Origin of the sequence: Streptobacillus ratti (genome assembly GCF_001891165.1) — a bacterium.
GTDB lineage: Bacteria > Fusobacteriota > Fusobacteriia > Fusobacteriales > Leptotrichiaceae > Streptobacillus > Streptobacillus ratti.
The window spans coordinates 1-21941 of the sequence record NZ_LKKW01000017.1 but is presented as its reverse complement, the minus strand read 5'-3'; the positions used below and the strand labels follow the sequence as shown (position 1 = coordinate 21941).

The following is a 21941-nucleotide window of genomic DNA, read 5'->3' as shown; positions in this document are numbered from 1 at the left end:
AGTATAATTAGATTCTTTACTATATAAATGAATTTATTTGGTATCTTTTATATTTCTAAACGATATATTTTTTTTAAAATAAAATATAAATATTTTTTAATATAAATATTATACCCCCCATTTTTTGTCAATTTTTAAATAAAAATTGCACCTCTAATATTATCTTTAGGTGCAATACTTTTTTATTAAACTTCAAGTTTTATTCTTTCTATCTTAGCTCCAACTTTATTTAATTTTTCTTCTAATTTATCATATCCTCTATCTATGTGATAAATTCTACTTAAAATTGTATCTCCATCTGCTATAAGACCAGCTACAACTAATGCTGCTCCTGCCCTTAAATCAGATGCCATTACATTAGTTCCATAAAGGTTTTCTACACCTTCAACATTTGCTATCCCATGTCTTATATTAATATCTGCACCCATTCTATTTAATTCAGGTACATGCATAAATCTATTTTCAAACACAGTTTCTTCTACTTCACTATGTCCTTTAATTAATGAAAGCAATAACATCATTTGAGCTTGCATATCTGTTGGGAAACCTGGATGTGGCATAGTAACTATTCTAGTAGGCTTTAAATCTTTAACTTTCCCTTTAACAGTTAATATATCTCCATTTTTTTCAAACTTAACTCCCATAGCTTCAAGTTGATGTTTAAATACACCTAAATCTTCAATATTTGCATTTTTAATTTTAAGATCTCCATCTGTAACTATAGATGCAATAACATATGTTCCTGCTTCTATTCTATCAGGCATAATTGAATATTCAACTGCATGTAATTTCTCTACACCTTCAATAGTTATAGTGTTAGTTCCAAGTCCTTCAATTTTTGCACCCATTTTTATTAAATAATTTCCTAAATCTACTATTTCTGGTTCTTTTGCAGCATTAATTATTCTAGTAGTACCTGAAATTTTAACTGCTGCCATTAGTAAATTTTGTGTTGCCCCAACTGATGGGAAAGTTAAAGCTATATCTGCTCCTTTAAGATTTTCAGCAACAACATGAATATATCCTCTTATTTGAGTAATTTCTGCTCCTAATGCTTCAAATCCTTTTAAGTGTATATCAACAGGTCTACTTCCTATAGCACAACCTCCTGGAAGAGAAACTACAGATTCTTGTAAATTAGCAACCATAGGCCCCATAACTAAAAATGAAGCTCTCATTTGTTTAACTATTTCATAACTTGCTTCATTTCTCTTAAAGCCATCATTAATTATTTTATAACTATTACTATCTAATTTTTCAACTTTCATTCCAAAATCTTCTAGTAGTTGAAATAGTATTCTAATATCTCTTAAATCAGGTACATTTCTTAATATATGTTCCCCTTTTTCTATAAGTGTTGCTATTATTATTGGAAGAGCAGCATTCTTTGCTCCACTTACTTCTATTATACCATTTAGAGGTCTTTTACCTTCTATTTTAAATCCTTCAACCATGTTTCCTCCATTAATTCTCTAATTTTTGTGTTATAGGGCAAATAGTACCTGTTATCTTGTCAAAAAATCCTATAGGTTCATAATAATCTACAAGCTCAGGTAATTTTTCTTTAATAATTTCATAATATTTTTTGGATATTTTCTTTCCCATAGCCTGATAAAAAACTATGTCAAGTCCTGAATTTAATATTCTTTCTTTAAAACTTAATACTACAGGATCTTCAGATCTATTTTTAACTTCATCATCGGCTATTACAACTAATCCAACTTCTCCAGTATAACTAATTCCATCTATCATTTTACAAGATATTTTCATCTGTTTTGCAAGATATATATATTTCTTTAATTTTGATAAATCCACATCTCTTGAAACTATCATTTTAGACGCTATTTTTTTTCTTAATGCCTTAATAACTTCAGGATATATAAATTTTTCTTCCAATTCCTGTTTTGTTAGTGCTACTATAACCCTTTCCTTATATTCTCCCAAATATTTATTTTTTTCAATTCTAGCATTAATTATTTTATCTTTAACTTTTTCTATTTTTTTTAATATATCATTTTCAAGTATCATAAACTGATTTTAACATAAATACACAATCTATTCAATGTTAAGCTAATAAAAAGTAAACAAATACTATCTTGAATATTCCGTATAATATGTAAAAAATTACTCCTCTCTTTACCCTTACTATACCTTCTGTCTTATATATAACTAATAGGAATAGTAAATATATTAAATGATAAAAAATAATGTAAAGTAGATTGATAGTTCCCATAAAAAGTATTAATATATCCACAGCAAACATAATATTTACTATTAATCTAGGAAATGATGACTTATATACAATTTTTAATATACAAGAGTTTAATAAAATATAGCTAGTCGTTAAAATTGACAGTAAAAATATATTTTTTTCTCCTAATAATTTAAATTTAAATATTACACCTGTTATGATAAATATAGTTAAAATTAACATCTCAAAACTATACTTTTTAAATATTTCTTTATTCATCTTCTTCTCCAATTTTCACTTTCTTATATATTTCTCTAAGTTTAGATTTTTCAACATGAGTATATATTTCTGTTGTTGTAATACTTGCATGACCTAACAATTCTTGAACTATTCTAATATCAGCACCATTTTCTATCATCATTGTTGCCGTAGAATGTCTAAATATATGTGGATGTATATTCTTTTCTATCCCTACATTTTGTGCATGTTTATTTAATATCTTCCAAAAATTCTCTCTTCTAATTCCAGGAAAAAGTAAATAACTATTTTCACTTCCTTTAATTTTAGGTCTTATATCTCTTATATATTCCTTTATTTCTTTTTCAAGTTCTAAATATATAGGAACAAATCTATACTTACTTCCTTTACCATAAAGTTTAGCAAATTCAAAATCAGAATTTTCTATATCTTTAATTTCTAAATTAATTACTTCTGAAATTCTAGCACCTGTTGCCACTAAAAATTTAACCATTAATTGATTTCTTCTATTTACTGGTTCATGATTGAAGCTTTGTATTATAGCATTAATTTCTTCAACGCTTAGAGCATTTGGTAGTCTTTTCTCTTTTTTTAAATTATGTATCTTATTTGCTGGATCATTTTTAATTATTTTTTCAATGTAGCAAAACTTAAAAAAGGATTTTATGCTACTTATTTTTCTAATAACTGTATTATATGTATATTTCTCCTTAAGCTTTTCTATATAATTATAGATATCATCACTAGTTATATCACATACTTTTTTATTTACTTTTTTAAAGAAAGTATATAAGTCATTTCTATAACTTTCTATAGTTTTATCAGCATTACCTTTTTCAAATTTAAGATAATCTAAAAATGAGTTTACTTCTACCATGTTCACCTCTAATTCTCTTTTATTGTATTTTATTTTCTATTTCTATTTCTTCATCTTCACTTAATTTACTATCAGATGAAAATATGAATTTTGAATGATATCTTCCAAAAGTATCTCTTGCATATCCACCCCATTTACCTGCAAGTTTTTTCTGACCTGCACCATAAATTGGAAGTGTTGCACCATCAATTTCTTTATTCACATAGTTTAAGAACCATATTTCAAGTTCTTTTCTCATATCATCTATAATTTCACTATATTTTTCATTATTAATCTCATTTACATGTTCTTCTACATCATTTTGTATATCATAAAACTCATGTGGTCCATCAGGATATCTATGAACATACTTATATCTTTCATTTCTAATCATTCTTGTTGGACCATATTCATCATATATTACTACATTATTATCATTATCTATCTTCTTATTATTAAGTATCTCTGAAAAACTACTTCCTGGATAGTCGATATTTTCATCTTTAATATCATCTAATCCTAAATATTCAAGTAATGTAAATCTTATATCATAATGACTTAATAAATTATTTACTTTTTCTGCTTCTGTTTCATCTTTTTTATATATTATAAATGGAACCTTAACAGAACTATCATACATATTTAAAGGACTTGTTCCATTCCCTTTTCCAAAAATACCGTGATGTCCCATATTCATTCCATTATCACTTGTGAAGATTATAAGGGTGTCTTTAAGCATATCTTTCTTTTCAAGTTCGCTAATTATTTTTCCAATACCAAAATCCATAGCAGTAAGTGCTGCAAAATATCCTTTAAGTATTTCTATTCTTTCTTCTTCACTACCCTCAAATGTTTCAGCTATTTTCCAAGGATGATATGGATCTCTTGGACAAGATTCAAATTTACAATCCTCATAAAGTTTTAAAATTTCTTCTTTATGATTTTTCTTATCCCATGGTGAATGAGGAGCTGTATAATTAACATTTAAAAAGAAAGGTTCCTTTTCTTTATCAATATTATTTAAAAATTCTATAGCATAATCTGTTATTTTATCAGTTATATATTCCTCTTCATGTACTAACTTTCCATCTTTATACATAGGTGCATTATAGTATGGTCCACCACCTTTTTGATGTGAATACCAATAATGAAATCCTTTTTGAGGAACATCTGCAAGTCCCATATGCCATTTTCCACTCATACAACAAGTATATCCATTTTTTGATAAAACATCTACAAATGTAGATTGTCCTTTTAAATAATCCTCTGTTGTTACACCATTTTCCCATTCATCAAGCCAATCATGTATTCCATGTTGTGATGGTATTCTTCCTGTAAAAATTGAAGCTCTTGCTGGAGAACACACAGGCGAAACACAAAAGAAATTTTCAAATATTTTACCTTTTTCTGCTAACATATCAATATTAGGAGTTATAGCATCTTTATTTCCATAACAACCTAATGCCCATGCTCCTAAATCATCTGCAATAATAAATAAAATATTATTTTTTTTCATTGCTTACAGCCTCCAACATTTCTTTTATGTTCTTAAATCCTTTTATTCCAACTATTATTATAGTATATATATACCACGTAAGACCAAAAATTATTAAAAATTCCCAAAACAATACTAATAGTTTCATTTATTTCACTTCCTTTTTAGAAAACGCATTTTTTAAATAAGAACCTACTATCATAGCTATCCATGTAAATACAAATGATGCTATTCCTGAATAGTATGGACCTATCTTATCTGCATATGGTTTTAAAACTTCTACTTGTTGTGATACTAAAAAACTAATAGGTGTTAAAGCTCCAATAATTATTGCAGCATAAGCTCCCCAATCATTTGATTTTTTCCAATAACATGCAGCTATTAATAAAGTTGAAACACTTACTGAATAAATTGTAGCTGTAAGAGTCATGTATACCCATAAATCTGATTTTAAAGGATACCATAATCCATATAATAGTAAAAATATTCCTATTAAAGCTACTAGTATTCTATTTACAAAAATAGCTTTTTTCTCTTCCCATGAATTTTTATGAAATATTATTAATATATCGTTGTATATAACACTAGCCCAACCTAATAAATATGATGAATCTGTTGACATATCAGCTGCAAGCATTGCTGCTACAAGTATACCTATAACTCCACTTGGAAGAAGTACTGATAACATTTTAGGCATAGCTTTTATAGGAGCTCCACCTACAGATTCAAGAGTTATAAAAGAAAGTGCTGTAATTCCCCAAATTACAGGAATTAATGACCTAACAATATAGAAAAAGCTTGTTTTTGTATACATTTTTTTAGCAACTTTTTCATTTTTAGCAGACAATACACGTGATACCATAGTTTGCCACGTTAAAACAGTTGCACTTAAAACTAAAGCTGTATATAGAACATATTGCCAACCTAATTGAGGATGTACAAAAGGATTTAATCCTCCTGCTCCATATTTTTCTATAACTGTATTAAATAGTGTATTCCAACCTACTTTATAAAATATTATAAATGTAGTTAAAGTAAGACCTACACTCATAAGAAGAAACTGCATATAATCTGTAACTAAAACTGAAAGCATTCCACCAAATATGGTATATAATGCGACTATTAATAAAAGTATAGTCATTGTAATTTCTAAATAACGTGGATTTAATCCAGCAACATATACTAAAAATTCTCCACCTGTTCTAAGAAAAACTCCCATATTTAAAAGTCCACCTAAAACTATAACTACTCCAGTTGCCCATCTAATTTTTTTACCAAATTTCTTTTCAAAAAATTCAGGTATAGTTACTACTCCAGCTTTTCTTAATGGTTCTATACAAAATCCTGTTTTTCCTACAGTAAACATGATTATTGCCATAAGAAGACCTACTGTTGCTCCTGAAAATCCATACTTATATCCTAATTGTCCAGCAGCCATACATGTTATAATTCCAAATTCAGTTGCTGCAAGAGAAGCCATTCCAACATAAAGGTCTACACTTCTTCCTGCAACTAGAAAATCATCAACATTTTTAACATACTTTCTTATTAAAAGTCCTACAATAAGACTTATTAAGATATAAAATCCTACAATACTTCCATCTAACATCCAGTTAAAATTTAACATTTTACCACCTTCTTTATATATTTGAGGAAATGGTTCACACCTCTTAATAAAGAATACCTCGATTTCTGTTGTTGTCAATATAACTATTTTATCTACTTCATCATTTCTTTAGCTATCTCTAAACTCGCCTTAGTTATATTATCTCCTGATAATATTCTTGCAATTTCTCTTACTCTTTCTTTAGTGTCTAATTTCTTTATCTTAGTTCTAGTATTTTTCTCATCACTTTCTTTATATATTAAAAATTGATTATTAGCCTTTGCTGCTATCTGTGGTGAATGAGTTACACATATTATTTGAACATTATTTGATAATTCTTTAAGCTTATTTGCTATTTTAATTACAGTTTCTCCTGAAATTCCTGTATCTATTTCATCAAATATTAAACAAGAAATATGATCAACTTTTGAAAATACTATTTTAAGTGCTAGCATTATTCTTGATATTTCTCCACCCGATGCTATTTTTGATAAATCTTTTAATTTCTCTCCCTTATTAGTAGAAATTAAAAATTTAACACCATCATTACCATTAATATTTATTCTATCAATTTCTGTAAACTCTATATCAAATACTACTTGTGGCATATTTAATTCTTTTAATTCCTTCATAACACTATCTTTTAGTGTCTTAGCCTTATCTTTTCTAAGTATAGATAGCTTTTTACTAAGTTTTGTATACCCTTTTATATTCTCTTCTAATTCTTTTTCTTTATTGTATAAAGTTTCATCAGAGCTTTCTATTAATTCAAGTTTATGTTTAATATTTTCTCCATATTCAAGTATTTCCTTAATACTACTTCCATACTTAATTTTAAGCTTCTTTATTATATTAAGTCTATCATTTACTTCTTCTAATCTATATGGATTATTATCTACACTAGTAAGTGATGAAGATAATTCATCTACCATATCATTTAATTCTTCATAAACATTATTAAATCTTTCAGTCAAATTATCATATTTATTTGAATACTCACTTAATTTTTCTAAATCTTTTTTCACCTTTTTAAAACTACTAAAATCTAATATATCAAGTATTTCAGTTAATTTATCTGTAATTATTCCTGAATTAAATAATTCGTTATATTCATTTTCAAGTTCTTCATCTTCATCAATTTCTAAATTATGTTTAAATATTTCATCTACTATATATTCATATAGACTTCTTTTTTCTATAACTTCACTTTTTTCTTTTTTTATAATCTCAATTTCTTCATTTAAAGTATCTATTTTTGATATATATTCTTTCATATTAGATTTAATTTTTAAACTATCTTTATCTAAAAATTTATCAAGTAAATATAGGTGATAATTAGAATTAAGTAAATATTGATGATCATGTTGACCTACTAAATCTAAAACATTGCTACTAATTTCTTTTAAATTTGATAGAGTAAACCTCTTATTATTCACCCTCACCTTATTATCTATTCCAAATTCTCTTGAAATTATCAATTCATCATTAAATTCATAATCTAAATCATTTAATTTTTCTATCTGTTCTTCATCTAAATTAAAGACTGCCTCAACAGTTACCTTTTCACTATTTTTACCTATCATTTCCTTATTTGCTTTTTCACCAATAATTAAAGACAGACCATCAAGTATTATAGATTTACCTGCACCTGTTTCTCCTGTAAGTACAGTAAGACCTTTTTCTAAATTAATGTCTATTTCATCAATGATTGCTAAATTTTCAATTTTTAATTCTTTTAACATTTATGACCCCCTAAGTCCAATGTAATTTTTGTTTTAAAATGTTATAATAATTTAAATTATCTACATATATCAAATCTATTCCCATATCTGAAAGTTTTGCATAAACAACATCTTCAGAACAAAGTTTAAAATGAAGATTTCCGTCTATATTTAAACCAACATATTCACTTCTTCCAAAAGCTGAAAATTTAAGCTTATTTTTACCGTTTATTATAATAGACCTGGCAGTAAGGCTTTGAGGTGCAAGTGGAGTTATACAAATTGCATCTAAATTAGGTGCAAGTATAGGTCCACCAGCAGAAAGTGAATAAGCTGTAGAACCTGTAGGAGTTGCAACTATTATACCGTCTGCCTTATAAACATTTATTAATTTTTCATCTTGCTCAACTCTTACATTAATTAACTTTGAATTTATAGCAAACTTTAATATGCTTAATTCATTTAGAGCATAATAAACCTTATTTTTAAAACTAACTTCTAAAAATTTTCTATGATCTATCATATATTCTCCATTAATATATTTTTCAAATGAAATTATAGCATCTTTACTACTTATCTTAGTCATATATCCTATACTTCCATAATTAATTGAAAACACAGGTATATTTTTCACTCTTAAATGTTCTACTGTAGAAAGTAATGTTCCATCTCCACCAAACGTAATTAAAACATCTGCTAAAGATATATCTTCAACTACTTCAATTTGCTTTTGGTTTAAATATTCTAAAAAGTATTTAATTTCATCAATACTTAATGTATTTTTTTTAATTATTTTTACTTTCATTTTTATCACTCAATTCTTCTAACATATCTCTATATATCCCTTTATACGATTTAAGGGTTGCAAAACAATCTGTTAAGCTATTATGGAACCCTTTATCTTTAAATTCATAATAACTTGAACATTCTATTAATTTTGGTCTTTTTAATTTTGGATCGTTAAATATTTTTCTATATATATATTTAAAATAATCTGATATATCTATTTTTTTAATATGTTCTACACTAAATCCTTGTCTTTGTAATAATTTATAGTCAAAATCTATACCATATCCTATCATATAATCTGTAAAATCAAGTATAGATTGTATTTTTTCTCTATATTCTTCAATACTTGATTTATTTTCAAGCATTTCCTTACTTATATTATGTATCTTATATGCCTCTTTCCATTCTGTTACATTTAAAGGTTTAAAATATTCATCAAATAATTTCTCTCCATTAGTATCTATAATACTAAGTTGTATTATCTCATCATTTTCTCTAATACCTGTTGTTTCTAAATCAAGTACTATTTTATTACCTATACTTTCAAATAATTTAACATACTTTCTTGCAAGTTTAGTTAATTTATCACTTTTTTCTTCAATCTTATTTTCTTCTTCTAAAAAGCTCATTACATTAATATCATATTTAAACTCTAATTTTTCTTTTTTTTCAACTAATATGCTTTTAAAACAATGTAATGTAGCTATACAATCACTCAAGGCATCATGAGCATTAAAATCTAAATTATAGAATTTAGCTGCATCTAACAAACTAGGTCTAATCTTTCTATCTATTAAATTTTCATTTTCAAATAATAATGAAAAAAGATAGGCTATATCTAATACTATATTAGACTTAAGTTCTATCCCTGCTCTCTTTAAAAAAGCAATATCAGAATTTACTTCATACCCTATTATCAATTTATGTTTTTTTAATATCTTTTCTATATCTCTTTTATAATAAGAGATAGGTTTTTTGTTTTCTACCATTTCATAAGAAATATTATGTATTTTAAAAGATTCTTCCCAATCAGTAACATACTTAGGTTTCATATATTTATCAAAAACTATGTTACTTCCAAGATCTATTATACTTAATTGCAATATCTCATCATTTTTTCTAATTCCAGTAGTTTCTACATCTAATATTATTGGATTTAAAATAAATATATTTTTTCTAATATATTCAAATAATTCCATAAAAGATTCATGTCTTTCTAATTGAACTTTTAATTTTTTTGCTTTTCTTCTAAGACTTTGTAATTCTCTTTCTTCCATTACTCTTCCTTACTTTTTATTATATCTATATTATACAATATATACAAAAAAAAAGGAACATTAAGTTCCTATTTTTTCTTAAATATAAAATCTAATTTAGTTTCTGAAATCATTATTCCTACAAATATTAATAATGAGCCAAATAATATTAAAATATGAAACTTATCATATCCTAAAAATATTGATAAAATAGTAGCAAATACTACTTCTAAAGATAATATTACTGCTGTTGTTGATGAATTAACTCTTTTTTGACCAATTATTTGTAATGTATATGCCACAAATGTACAAAATACTCCCATATATAATGAAGCAAATATTCCTGATGTTGATATTACTTTTAAATGTCCATAATATATTGCAAGTATTAATGATAATGTAGTTGCAATTAAAAATTGTACATAGGCAAGTACTACTGTGTTTATTTTATTTACATAATATCCTGTAACTACCATATGAAGTGCAAATAAAATAGCACATACTACAGTATAGAAATCTCCCTTATTAAATCCATCAATAGATTCTAAAAAATTTCCTGATAACAGATATATACCAACAAATGCAAATATAGAGGCAATAAAAGTATACTTATCTACCCTTGTTTTATATAGTAAATAGGACATATATGGAACAAATATTACAGAAAGTCCAGTTAAAATTGAATTTTTTGCAGGGGTAGTATAGTATAATCCAAAGGTTTGCATCATATATGCTAAAACAAGTATACTTCCAAGTATAAATCCAGCAATATATGATTTCCTCTCTATTTTAATTTTCTTTATTTTAAGCATAAAGTAAAGTAAAATAGTTGAAATTAAAAACCTTACAAATAGTATATTATATGTTTCCATGCCACTATCAACAGCAACCTTTGTAGCTATAAATCCAGTACCCCAAATTATAGAAACTATAAACAATATTAATTCTGATTTTAAATTTTTAATGCCTATTTTCAATTTTTTCAACTCACTTTCTTAGAATATATTAAAAGTGAATAAGTAGAGTCTTTGACCCTACTTATATTACTTTACAACTATATTTACTAATTTCTTAGGTACTATTATAGTTTTTAAAATTTCTTTACCCTCAATATTTCTTTGTACATTTTCATTAGCAAGAGCTTTTTCTATAATTTTCTCTTTACTTACATTAATATTAGTTTCAAATTCTCCTCTAACCTTTCCATTTACTTGAACTACCATAGTTATCTCTGAAACATGAGTAAGTTCTTCAATGTATGTAGGCCAAGATGCGTTGAACACATATCCGTCCATTTTACATAATTCCCAAACTTCTTCAGATAAATGTGGTGCAAAAGGAGACATCATTAATATTAGTGATATCATTGATTCTTTGAAAATCTTATTTGATTCACTAGATTTATTATCTAAATCTAATACATTTTGCTTATATGTTGTAAGCTCATTAATAAGTTCCATACTACCTGCTATTGCAGTATTAAAGTGGAAATTATCTTCCATACTATCTGTAACTCTTTTTATAGTTTGATGAGTTTTTCTTTGTAAGTTTTCATCTTCCTTACTTCTTTTACTTAAATCTATTTCTGAATAATCTGCTGTTAATATATCTAAACATTCTTGTGCCATTAAATATATTCTATTAATAAATCTATATGCTCCTACAACTCCATTTGCATTCCATTCTAATTCTTTTTCTGGTGGTGCAGCAAATAGTGTAAATACTCTAGCAGAATCTGCTCCAAATTCTTGAATAATTTTTTCTGGATCTACTCCATTATTCTTTGACTTAGACATTTTTTCAAGTTTAGAAATTAATTCTTCTCCTGTTTTTACATTAAATGCTTTTCCATCTTTAATTTCAACTTCTTCTTTATGTAAATATCTTCTTTCATTATTAGAATAATATGAATAATCAAGAACCATACCTTGAGTAAGTAATCTCTTAAATGGTTCATTAGTTGATAAATATCCTAAATCTCTAAATACCTTATGGAAAAATCTTGCATAAAGCAAGTGCATTACAGCATGTTCTATCCCACCTATATATTGGTCTACAGGAGTATAGTTATCTGCATCTTCTTTTAAGAAAGCTAAGTTTTCATTACTTGGATCTAAATATCTTAGATAATACCATGAAGAATCAACAAAGGTATCCATAGTATCTGTTTCTCTATAACCTTTTTTACCATTAGGTAATATAACTTCTTTAAAAGTTGGAGAAGTTTCTATAGGGTTCCCTTTAACACTAAAGTCTATATCAGTTGGTAAAATTACTGGTAAATTTTCATCTAAATAAACATTCCCATCTTCATCATATATAACTGGGATAGGTGTTCCCCAATATCTTTGTCTACTTATTAACCAATCATGTAGTCTATAATTTACTGTTAAACGACCTTTTCCAATTTTTTCTAATTTTTCAACTATTTTTTCTTTAGCCTCTATATTATATATCCCATTAAATTCTTCTGAATTAATTAATTCTCCCTTTCCTAAAAAAGTCTTATTACCATCAAAATCATCTTCTGGATTCTTAGCTTTAATTACAGCTTTTGCATTTAAGTTATATTTTTTAGAAAAAGCAAAATCCCTTTCATCATGGGCTGGAACACCCATAACAGCTCCTGTTCCATAATCCATTAATACATAATTTGCAATATATACAGGTATATTTTTATTAGTTAATGGATGTTTTACATAAAGACCTGTAAATACTCCTGTTTTTTCTTTATCTTGAGCTTCTCTTAAAATTTTATCCTCATTAATCATTTCATCAATTAATGGTTTTAATTCTGGTTTTTCTTTTAATACTATTTCTGATACTAAAGGTAATTCAGGTGCTATAGAAATATATGTTACACCATAAATAGTATCTACTCTTGTAGTAAATACTGGTATTTCTATTTCTTTCCCCTTATATTCCAAAGTAAATATTACTTCACTCCCACTAGATTTACCTATCCAGTTTTTTTGCATTGCTAATACTTGTTCTGGCCAATAACCTTTTAATTCATCATGACCTGAAAGTAATTCCTCTGCATAATCTGTTATTTTAAAATACCACTGTGATAATTCTTTTTGTATTACTGATGTTTTACCATGTCTCCAACATTTACCATCTTCAACTTGCTCATTTGCAAGTACAGTATTACAATCAGGACACCAATTTACATATGATTTTCTTTTATAAACCAATCCTTTTTTATACATCTCTATAAAAAACTTTTGATTGAATTTATAGTATTCTTTTTTATAAGTCGCAAGTTCTCTATCCCAATCATATGAAAGACCCATTAACTTTAATTGTCTTTTCATATTTTCTATATTTTGTGATGTCCACACTGCTGGACTAGCACCATTATCTATAGCTGCATTTTCAGCTGGTAATCCAAATGAATCCCAACCAAATGGGTGTAAGACATTAAATCCTTTCATCTTCTTATACCTTGCAATAGCATCTCCTATAGTATAGTTTCTTAAATGTCCTGCATGTAATTTACCTGAAGGATAAGCAAACATTTCTAAAGTATAGTAATTTTCTTTTCCTTTAACCTTATTTTCAGTCTTAAATACCTTATTTTTCTCCCATATTTCTTGCCATTTTTGTTCTATTTCTTTAGCAATATATTCTTTAGCCATTTTCCCTCCTATTTACTCATTTCAGATAATAGTATACCTGCTGCAACAGATACATTTAATGAATTTATTTCTCCCTTTAAATGAATTTTTAATATACTATCACAAGTTTCTCTAACTCTCTTTCTCATACCCTTACCCTCGCTTCCTAAAACTAAGGCTTTTTTCTTAGGGTATTTTTCTTCATAATAAAACTTTTCTCCGTTAGCCTCTGCACCATAAACAAAGTAACCATATTTTTGAAGTTTTTCTATAGTGTCAGCTATATTAGTTACCTGAACTATATCTATATGTTCTATAGCTCCTGTCGATGATTTAACTACAGTTTCTGTAACCTTTACATTATTTCTATCTTGAATTATTATTCCACTTACACCAAAACATTCACAAGATCTAATTATAGCTCCAAAATTTCTTGGATCTTGTATTTGATCTAATATTACTATAGTTGATTCTTCTTTCATTAATTCTTTTTCTAAAAAAGCTACAAAATCAACATAATAATCATATTCTGATATATATGCTACTACACCTTGAGAATTGTTATCTCTTTTATCTGTGTAAAATATTTTTAAATTTCTTTTACTTGCAAGTTCTAATAACTGTTTGATATGTGCCTTATTTATCCCTTTATATATCTCTAATTTTTCAATAGTTGTTTGACTTTTTAAAATCTCTATTACGGGATTAATCCCTTTAATTTTTTCCATTATTCTTCTCCTAAATAAAAACTCTTTTTTTATTATACTTTAGTTATATATCAATGTCAATTATTAGATATGTTTTTTTTGTATTCCCTAAAACATGTAGGGGTCATATTTTTATTCTTTTTAAAATTATTATTAAATGATTTAATATTATTATAACCTACCTCAAAACATATGTCTATTATAGGGGTATCTGTATTAATTAATAATTCACATGCTTTATTTATTCTAATATGATTTAAATATGTACTGAAATTTCTATCAACATATGACAAAAGTAATTTATTTATCTTTATTTCTGAAATATCATATTTTTTAGATATCTGTTCTATTTTAATATCTTGCATATATTCATTATTAACATAGTTAATTATATCAAAAATTATTTTCTTATCATTCTCATTAAATCCAGTAAATGAATCCTTATACATATTCCTATATGATGTAGGAGTCATATTTTTCTTCATATTCCAAATTTTTGTGATATGAGAACCATCTACAAATCCTGACATATTAGCTATATCATCTAAACTTAAATTAGTATGTACTAATAAATCTTCTGTTTTAGCTAGTCTTATCTTATACAACAACTCATTAAAAGTTAAACCAGTATGTTCTTCTATATATCTTCTAACAGTTGATTCACTAATAAAAAATATTACCGCAAGTTTATTAATAGTAAGTTTTTCATTAGAATGGGCATGTATGTATTTTATTAACATCTGTGCCTCAGTATAATTATTTTCCTCATTTTTTAATTTATTACTATTACGAGATAGAACTATAAAAAGTTCTAAAAATTTAGAAATAATAAATATTTCAGAATAGGCTCCTGCAATAAATTTATCTATAGATTCTAAAATATTATCATCACCTATTTCATTTCTAATTTCAAGAAGTATCTTTTTAATTTTGGTTCCAGCCCTACCATTTAAATCTATTTTACTTAATTTTTCAATATTATTAAATATATCAATATATTCAGGTCTAATTTGAGTTACTATTCTAGTTATGTACGTACTATTATAAGAAAAAATTAATATATTCATAGGCGTGATTACTTCTGTTATTTCAGTTGTACTCCACGGATTAATACAAATCAAACTATTTTCTTTTACATCATACTCAATTTCATTTAATTTAATTTTTCCCGAACCAGAAACTATGAAAGCAAATTTATGAGTTGTATGTATGGATTTTTCTCCTTTTTTATCTCTTAATTTAGTAATTATACTAACATGTCGACTTGATTGATTGAACGTATTGTCATTAAAATATTTCATTCTACACCTACGACTTTCTATTTCAATTACACATTTTTCTATATTATACCTTTACTTTTTTACATTTTCAATGATAATTTAAATAAATTGTAGAAATTTAATAAAAAAAATGCTAATATATATGAAATTAAAGAAAGGATACCAACTATGAATAGTTTAAAAGAAAAAATTTTAAAAGAGGGTAGCTTAAAAGAAAATAACATATTAAAGGTTGATTCATTTTTAAATCATAAAATAGATGTTGAATTTATGAATGAAATAGGTAAAGAATTTAAAAGAAGATTTTCTGATGTTAAAGTTGATAAAATAGTTACTATAGAGGCATCAGGAATTGCAATAGCATGTATTGCTTCACAACATTTTAATAATGTTCCTGTAGTGTTTGCTAAAAAAACTGAATCTAAAAATTTAGATAATGAAGTATACAAAACTAAAGTATATTCATATACCAAAGGAAAAGAGTATGATATAATGATATCTAAAAATTATCTGAAAGAAAATGAAAATGTATTAATTTTAGATGATTTTCTTGCAAATGGTGTAGCTTCATTAGGTTTAATAGAACTACTAAAACAAGCTAAAGTTAATATAGTTGGTGTAGGTATAGTAATAGAAAAATCTTTTCAAGTTGGTGCTAAAAAAATAGAAGATATGGGAGTAAGACTTGAATCTCTTGTAAAAATTAAATCATTAAATAAAACAATAGAATTTAAATAAAAAGGCAGTTGATTAAACAACTGCTTTTTATTTAAATGTATATCCAAGTTCTAATCCAAATACACCTTTTCCAACCATACTTCCATAAAATCCAATATTGTATTTATCATTTATTTTAGTTCCAAAAGAACCTTTAAATAAATATACTCTTCTTTCATAAGTAGCATTTTTACTTTTACACTTACCATTTGTATTTATTTTTACACCTAAACCTACTCCAGCTTCCATACTAGTATATATCTTAACATTTTCATTTACTTTAAAATTAAAATCTGTTTCCATTCCTACAAGCATATTAGGAAATATTGTGAATTTATCACTTTCTATAATTTCTGATAAAACTGCTGTAAGTTTAGGACCAAAAGTTATATCAAATTTTTTGTTAATTTGTGCTTTCCATTCAGGTAAAAATGCTATAGATTGAGCAACATATGTTGTTATTTCATTTCCAGTATTTTTACTCTTATTAAGAGTAGGCGTCGCACTAATTGCTCCCTCTAGTCTATATCTTGGTCCTGTTACCTTAGATGACTTAGGGTTATTTATAGTTTGTGTGTTAGAAGTTTTTTTTACTCATTCTTAGTTTTAGTTATTTTTGCAGAAAAAGAGATTAACCCCCCACGACTAAAAATAACATTAATAATTTTTTCATTTATTATTCCTTTCTCTCATGAATTTATTATGTCATATAATAAATTTCAAGATTAAAAAATTAACCCCGCCTTGCTAACATTTTAAATAATATTACTTATTATTTTATCTAATTTTAAAAAATTTTACCGTAACTTAAAAAATCGCAAAAGCGATTTTTTAAATTTACTAAACTAATTCTATAATCGCAAGTTCAGCAGAATCTCCTCTTCTTACATCAGTTTTGATAATCCTTGTATAACCACCATTTCTTTCTGTATATCTTGGAGCTATTTCCTTGCAAACCTTTGCTGTTGCTTCTTCATTTCTTAAAAAAGCAAACACTTGTCTATATATATGTACTGATTTTGCTTTATCGTCATTAGCTAAATTATATTTTTTACCTAAAGTAATCATTCTTTCAACAAACTTTCTTAACTCTTTAGCACGAGTTACTGTTGTTTCTATTTGTTCAGCATTAATTAAAGATATTGTCATATTCTTCATCATTGCTAATCTATGATCACTTCTTCTTCCCAATTTTCTATATGATTTTCTGTGATTCATAAAAAATTTGTCCTCCTATCTTACTTAAAATTCGGTATTCTATTCTTCTGATGAAGACATTTCATAACCATATTCTTTCATTTTTTCAATTATTTCTTTTGCAGATTTATTACCTAAATTCTTAATCTTCTTAAGATCTTCTTTAGTAAGTTTTATTAATTCACCTATAGTATTAATGTCTACTTTCTTAAGACAGTTATATGAACGTATTGTTAATCCTAATTCTTCTATTCTAGTTTCTTCAACAAGAGATGGTTGATTTTCATTTGAAACTTCAACTTCTAACTCTTCTTCTGATCTAAACTTAGCCATTGCAGTTCCTATGTTAGCAAATGGTTTAGTATGAATATTTATTAACTCTACTGCATAAGATAGTGCATCATGTATATCAATACTTCCATCTGTAGTAACAGTTAAAGTTAATTTATCATAGTTTGTAACACGTCCTACCATAGTATCTTCTACTTGATAACTTACCTTTCTAATAGGTGTATATATTGCATCAACAGCAAGGAAATCTGCTTCCCAACCTGAAGTGTTAATTTCATCAGATACTACAAATCCCTCTCCAGAATCTACTATAAATTCCATATCTATAGCTTTCTTAGTTGTAATTGTTGCAATTACTTGTTCAGGATTTACTATAGTTATTCCTGCTTCTGGAATTATATCAGCAGCTGTTACAACTTTTGGTCCTACAACTGATAATTTCATTCTTTTTTCAACAGGTTCATCTAGTTCTACTACTATTTCTTTTATATTTAATACTATATCAGTTACTGCTTCTTTAACTCCTTCTATCATAGAAAATTCATTTAAAACACCATCTATTCTAACACCTTTAATTGCAGAACCAGGTATTGATGATAAAAGTACTCTTCTTAACGCATTACCTATAGTATTTCCATAACCTCTATATAGTGGCTCTAATGTGTATTTAGCACTGTATTGGTCAATTTTCTCTTCTGTAAGCTTAATGTTTTTTGCTATCTTCTCAATATTTAACAAGATAAACCAACTCCCTTATATAGAATTTTATCAATAATCTAATAATATCAACTATTATCTTGAATAGAACTCGATTATCATTGCTTCGTTAATTTCAAAGTCAACTGCATCTCTTGTAGGATTTTCTAAAACTTTTGCAGTTAAAGTTCCTTCTTCTAACGATAACCATCCAGGAACTGTTTTTTGTCCTACTGATTCTTTAATTATTGAAAGTTCTGTTGATCCTTCTTTAAGAGTAATAACATCTCCTTGTTTTACTCTATAAGAAGCTATATCTACTCTTTTACCATTGATTAAGATATGTCCATGACTAACTATTTGTCTAGCTTGTCTTCTAGTTGCTCCAAATCCTAATCTATATATTACGTTATCTAATCTTCTTTCTAAATATTGAAGTAATAGTTCACCTGTTACTCCTTCTTTTCTTGTTGCTTCTTCATATAATTTATAGAATTGTTTTTCCATTACACCGTATACAAATCTTGCTTTTTGTTTTTCTCTTAATTGAGTTCCATATTCAGTTAATTTTTTATTTGCATTTGGTCTTATATTTCTTTTTGATTTTTTATTTACACCTAAAATGCTTGGATCTAATCCAAGAGTTCTACATTTCTTTAAAATAGGCTGTCTATCTCTTGCCATTTTTCAATTTCCTCCTTTGCCTTGTTAATTATAATTTTTTCTTAGGCGGTCTAGCCCCGTTATGAGGTACTGGAGTAATATCCACTATTCTAGTTACCTCTAACTCTGTTGCTTGGATTGATCTTATTGAAGCTTCTCTTCCTGATCCAGGCCCTTTAATTTTAATTTCTATTTTTTTCATTCCATTTTCAATAGCTACTTGAGCAGCTTGTTCTGCAGCTATTTGTGCAGCAAATGGAGTTCCTTTTTTAGTACCTTTGAAACCAGATGTTCCACCTGATTTCCATATAACTACTTTACCTTCACTATCAGTGATAGTAACAACTGTGTTGTTAAAAGTAGAATGTATATAAGCTATACCACTTGGTATATTTTTTAATTTTTTCTTTTTAACTACTTGTTTTTTAGCCACTTATATGGTCCTCCTATCTAAAATTTTTACTTCTTCTTAGCCACAGCCATTTTTGCTGGACCTTTTCTAGTTCTTGCATTTGTCTTAGTTTTTTGACCTCTTACTGGTAATCCCATTCTATGTCTTAAACCTCTGTAACATTTAATATCAGTTAATCTCTTGATATTAAGTCTAATTTCTTTTCTTAATTCCCCTTCTATCTTATATTCTTCTACGATAGTTCTGATTTTCCCTACTTCTTCTTCAGTTAAATCTTTAACTTTAGTATCTCTGTTTATACCAGCTTTTACTAAAATTTCATTTGAAATACTTCTTCCTATTCCGTAGATATAAGTTAGTGAAATTTCAACTCTTTTGTTTCTTGGTATGTCAACTCCTGCTATTCTAGCCAATTCCTTTCCTCCTTAAATAATTTTTTTACCTTCATCAATATGCCTTTACCCAAACATAAAGTACAAGCTCTACAGCTAAACATATTTTTACAATTTTTACATAATTTAAGTAAATATATATAAAAATTTTAGATGTCTATCCTTGTACTTGTTTGTGTTTAGGGTTTTCGCATATTACTCTTACTCTTCCGTGTCTTTTGATAATTTTACATTTATCACAGATACGTTTAACAGATGCTTTTACTTTCATTATAAAAACCCTCCTATATTATTTTTTTCTATAAACGATTCTACCCCTAGAAAGGTCATATGGTGATACTTCAACTGTAACCTTATCTCCAGGTAAAATTTTAATGTAGTTCATTCTCATTTTTCCAGAGATATGACCTAGTAAAACATGTCCATTTTCTAAACGAACTTGAAACATTGCATTTGGTAATGCTTCTAATATTTCTCCCTCTAGTTCAAGAACATCTTGTTTTGCCATATTTTCACCTCAAATCTTTCTAAAAATTAAACAATAAAACTTGATGAGTAGTTATCACTCATCAAACAAAAACCGTTTATACTGAATTAGTATATCATAAGTTGATGTTTTTTTCAATACTTTTCAATATTTTTTTTGAAATAAGAAAAATATTAATTATTTCCATCATTTTTCTTTTATTTACAACACTTACAATTATTTTTAGAAAACTTTTTCTCAACTATAGCTGCATTATATAGTTCAGTTTTACCACAATTTCTACATATTCTTAAATAAAACAATTCATTTTTTGCAATTAAATCAAAAATTCTTTGTGTTAAATCATTACTATCTTTCATATCTTTTACAGGTAAATAAACATTTTTTATACAAAATTCTTCACTCCCACAAATTATACAATTCTCTTGCATGATTTTCTCCTATTTTTTATATAAATTTTTCAGAAAACTAAGTCTATGTATATCACATATCCCTTTTTCTTTTATACATTCATAATGAATTTTAGTTCCATAACCTTTATGTTTTGCAAAACCATAACCCGGATATTTAATATCATATGCTTTCATAATATCATCTCTTGTTACCTTAGCTATAATAGATGCAGCTGCTATAGAAACAGATTTACTATCCCCTTTTACTATAGCTTGTTGATTACCTAAATAACCTTTAATTTCCTTATTTCCATCAACTAATACTAAATCTTCTTCATCTTTATTTATTTCATTTAAAGCATTATTCATAGCTAAAAATGTAGCATTTAATATGTTGATTTCATCTATAACTTCTTCATCTACTATACCTACACCTATTTCTATATCATCATTTGTAGTTAAATATTCAAAAAGTTCTCTCCTTTTCTTATCAGTTAATTTTTTTGAATCATTTAACTCACTTAATTTTTTACTATATTTATTGATACGAACACAAGCTGCAACTACAGGTCCTGCAAGTGGTCCACGTCCTGCCTCATCTACACCTATAACTTTATTCTTAAAACCCTTATCAAATTCCCAAAGCATTTCATCATCTCCTGTTTATATTATACCTCAATAAATTAAAAAAAGAGAATTTTACAAACTCCCTATGAGTTATATTTTCATTAATTGCTAAGTTGATATAAAATTATTGTTTTTATATTTTTAAAATAATCTTTTTATTTAACCATAAGTTCTACTATGTATTTAAAACTTTTTACATAGAAAATTATAACATTTTCAAGACTTTTTTTCCACTCAAGATTAATCCTAAATTACAATAATTTATATTTTAAAAAAAGGTGATTAAGA

General features: G+C 26.4%; 25 protein-coding genes. 1 reads left to right on the top strand and 24 read right to left on the bottom strand.

Features of this window, described 5'->3' with window-relative positions; translation table 11 throughout:
* Window positions 1-185: 185 nt before the first annotated feature.
* The 14 genes from murA to BT993_RS04050 all read right to left on the bottom strand — a co-directional run bounded on the left by murA (window position 186) and on the right by BT993_RS04050 (window position 15800).
* On the bottom strand, window positions 186-1454 hold the full coding sequence (gene murA, locus BT993_RS04110; RefSeq protein ID WP_012858402.1) for a UDP-N-acetylglucosamine 1-carboxyvinyltransferase: 1269 nt from the start codon (window positions 1452-1454) through the stop codon (window positions 186-188).
* 10 nt (window positions 1455-1464) lie between these two features.
* Window positions 1465-2028, bottom strand: a complete 564-nt coding sequence (locus BT993_RS04105; protein WP_012858401.1) for a DUF1694 domain-containing protein — start codon at window positions 2026-2028, stop codon at window positions 1465-1467.
* A gap of 37 nt (window positions 2029-2065) precedes the next feature.
* Complete coding sequence (locus BT993_RS04100) at window positions 2066-2470, bottom strand: hypothetical protein (protein WP_072593358.1); 405 nt, start codon at window positions 2468-2470, stop codon at window positions 2066-2068.
* The gene (locus BT993_RS04095) at window positions 2463-3326 is read right to left on the bottom strand and encodes a tyrosine-type recombinase/integrase (RefSeq protein ID WP_072593357.1); all 864 of its coding nucleotides are present in this window, start codon (window positions 3324-3326) and stop codon (window positions 2463-2465) included. The genes BT993_RS04100 and BT993_RS04095 overlap by 8 nt, the downstream gene beginning before the upstream one ends.
* Before the next feature lie 19 nt (window positions 3327-3345).
* The gene (locus BT993_RS04090; protein ID WP_072593356.1) at window positions 3346-4821 is read right to left on the bottom strand and encodes a sulfatase family protein; all 1476 of its coding nucleotides are present in this window, start codon (window positions 4819-4821) and stop codon (window positions 3346-3348) included.
* Entirely contained in the window at window positions 4808-4948 is a 141-nt protein-coding gene (locus BT993_RS07425; protein WP_167359434.1) for a hypothetical protein, read from the bottom strand. Before BT993_RS07425 ends, BT993_RS04090 begins: the two co-directional genes overlap by 14 nt.
* On the bottom strand, window positions 4949-6427 hold the full coding sequence (locus tag BT993_RS04085; protein ID WP_208600507.1) for a sodium:solute symporter family protein: 1479 nt from the start codon (window positions 6425-6427) through the stop codon (window positions 4949-4951).
* 92 nt (window positions 6428-6519) lie between these two features.
* On the bottom strand, window positions 6520-8148 hold the full coding sequence (recN, locus tag BT993_RS04080) for a DNA repair protein RecN (protein ID WP_072593355.1): 1629 nt from the start codon (window positions 8146-8148) through the stop codon (window positions 6520-6522).
* 10 nt (window positions 8149-8158) lie between these two features.
* The gene (locus BT993_RS04075) at window positions 8159-8932 is read right to left on the bottom strand and encodes an NAD(+)/NADH kinase (RefSeq protein ID WP_072593365.1); all 774 of its coding nucleotides are present in this window, start codon (window positions 8930-8932) and stop codon (window positions 8159-8161) included.
* Window positions 8913-10193: a 3'-5' exonuclease gene (locus tag BT993_RS04070; protein WP_072593354.1), complete on the bottom strand. Its 1281-nt coding sequence runs from the start codon at window positions 10191-10193 to the stop codon at window positions 8913-8915. The genes BT993_RS04075 and BT993_RS04070 overlap by 20 nt, the downstream gene beginning before the upstream one ends.
* Before the next feature lie 68 nt (window positions 10194-10261).
* Window positions 10262-11158, bottom strand: coding sequence for a DMT family transporter (locus tag BT993_RS04065; protein ID WP_083557382.1), 897 nt, complete (start codon window positions 11156-11158; stop codon window positions 10262-10264).
* Between the two features lie 57 nt (window positions 11159-11215).
* Window positions 11216-13813, bottom strand: coding sequence for a leucine--tRNA ligase (leuS, locus tag BT993_RS04060; protein ID WP_072593353.1), 2598 nt, complete (start codon window positions 13811-13813; stop codon window positions 11216-11218).
* Between the two features lie 8 nt (window positions 13814-13821).
* The gene (gene rlmB / locus BT993_RS04055; protein ID WP_072593352.1) at window positions 13822-14520 is read right to left on the bottom strand and encodes a 23S rRNA (guanosine(2251)-2'-O)-methyltransferase RlmB; all 699 of its coding nucleotides are present in this window, start codon (window positions 14518-14520) and stop codon (window positions 13822-13824) included.
* 56 nt (window positions 14521-14576) lie between these two features.
* Window positions 14577-15800 (bottom strand): helix-turn-helix transcriptional regulator, encoded by a 1224-nt coding sequence (locus BT993_RS04050; RefSeq protein ID WP_072593351.1) that lies wholly within the window; start codon window positions 15798-15800, stop codon window positions 14577-14579.
* Window positions 15801-15947: 147 nt separating this feature from the next.
* Here BT993_RS04050 and BT993_RS04045 point away from each other — a divergent pair, with 147 nt between their 5' ends.
* Window positions 15948-16517 (top strand): xanthine phosphoribosyltransferase, encoded by a 570-nt coding sequence (locus BT993_RS04045; RefSeq protein ID WP_072593350.1) that lies wholly within the window; start codon window positions 15948-15950, stop codon window positions 16515-16517.
* A gap of 27 nt (window positions 16518-16544) precedes the next feature.
* On the opposite strand, the gene BT993_RS07185 is transcribed toward BT993_RS04045, so the two are convergent.
* The 10 genes from BT993_RS07185 to BT993_RS03995 form a co-directional block, all read right to left on the bottom strand.
* Window positions 16545-16811, bottom strand: coding sequence for a hypothetical protein (locus tag BT993_RS07185; protein WP_083557381.1), 267 nt, complete (start codon window positions 16809-16811; stop codon window positions 16545-16547).
* Between the two features lie 525 nt (window positions 16812-17336).
* Complete coding sequence (gene rplQ / locus BT993_RS04035; protein WP_072593348.1) at window positions 17337-17714, bottom strand: 50S ribosomal protein L17; 378 nt, start codon at window positions 17712-17714, stop codon at window positions 17337-17339.
* A gap of 39 nt (window positions 17715-17753) precedes the next feature.
* Entirely contained in the window at window positions 17754-18722 is a 969-nt protein-coding gene (locus BT993_RS04030) for a DNA-directed RNA polymerase subunit alpha (RefSeq protein WP_072593347.1), read from the bottom strand.
* A gap of 54 nt (window positions 18723-18776) precedes the next feature.
* On the bottom strand, window positions 18777-19364 hold the full coding sequence (gene rpsD, locus BT993_RS04025) for a 30S ribosomal protein S4 (RefSeq protein WP_072593346.1): 588 nt from the start codon (window positions 19362-19364) through the stop codon (window positions 18777-18779).
* 28 nt (window positions 19365-19392) lie between these two features.
* On the bottom strand, window positions 19393-19776 hold the full coding sequence (gene rpsK / locus BT993_RS04020) for a 30S ribosomal protein S11 (RefSeq protein WP_012858380.1): 384 nt from the start codon (window positions 19774-19776) through the stop codon (window positions 19393-19395).
* 26 nt (window positions 19777-19802) lie between these two features.
* On the bottom strand, window positions 19803-20168 hold the full coding sequence (gene rpsM / locus BT993_RS04015; protein WP_072593345.1) for a 30S ribosomal protein S13: 366 nt from the start codon (window positions 20166-20168) through the stop codon (window positions 19803-19805).
* A gap of 136 nt (window positions 20169-20304) precedes the next feature.
* Window positions 20305-20418 carry a 50S ribosomal protein L36 gene (gene rpmJ / locus BT993_RS04010; RefSeq protein WP_066895657.1) on the bottom strand — a complete coding sequence of 38 codons (114 nt, stop codon included), beginning with the start codon at window positions 20416-20418 and terminating at the stop codon, window positions 20305-20307.
* A gap of 18 nt (window positions 20419-20436) precedes the next feature.
* Entirely contained in the window at window positions 20437-20655 is a 219-nt protein-coding gene (gene infA / locus BT993_RS04005; RefSeq protein WP_012858377.1) for a translation initiation factor IF-1, read from the bottom strand.
* 176 nt (window positions 20656-20831) lie between these two features.
* Window positions 20832-21065 carry a hypothetical protein gene (locus tag BT993_RS04000; protein ID WP_072593344.1) on the bottom strand — a complete coding sequence of 78 codons (234 nt, stop codon included), beginning with the start codon at window positions 21063-21065 and terminating at the stop codon, window positions 20832-20834.
* 9 nt (window positions 21066-21074) lie between these two features.
* The gene (locus tag BT993_RS03995) at window positions 21075-21674 is read right to left on the bottom strand and encodes a ribonuclease HII (RefSeq protein WP_072593343.1); all 600 of its coding nucleotides are present in this window, start codon (window positions 21672-21674) and stop codon (window positions 21075-21077) included.
* Window positions 21675-21941 lie beyond the last annotated feature (267 nt).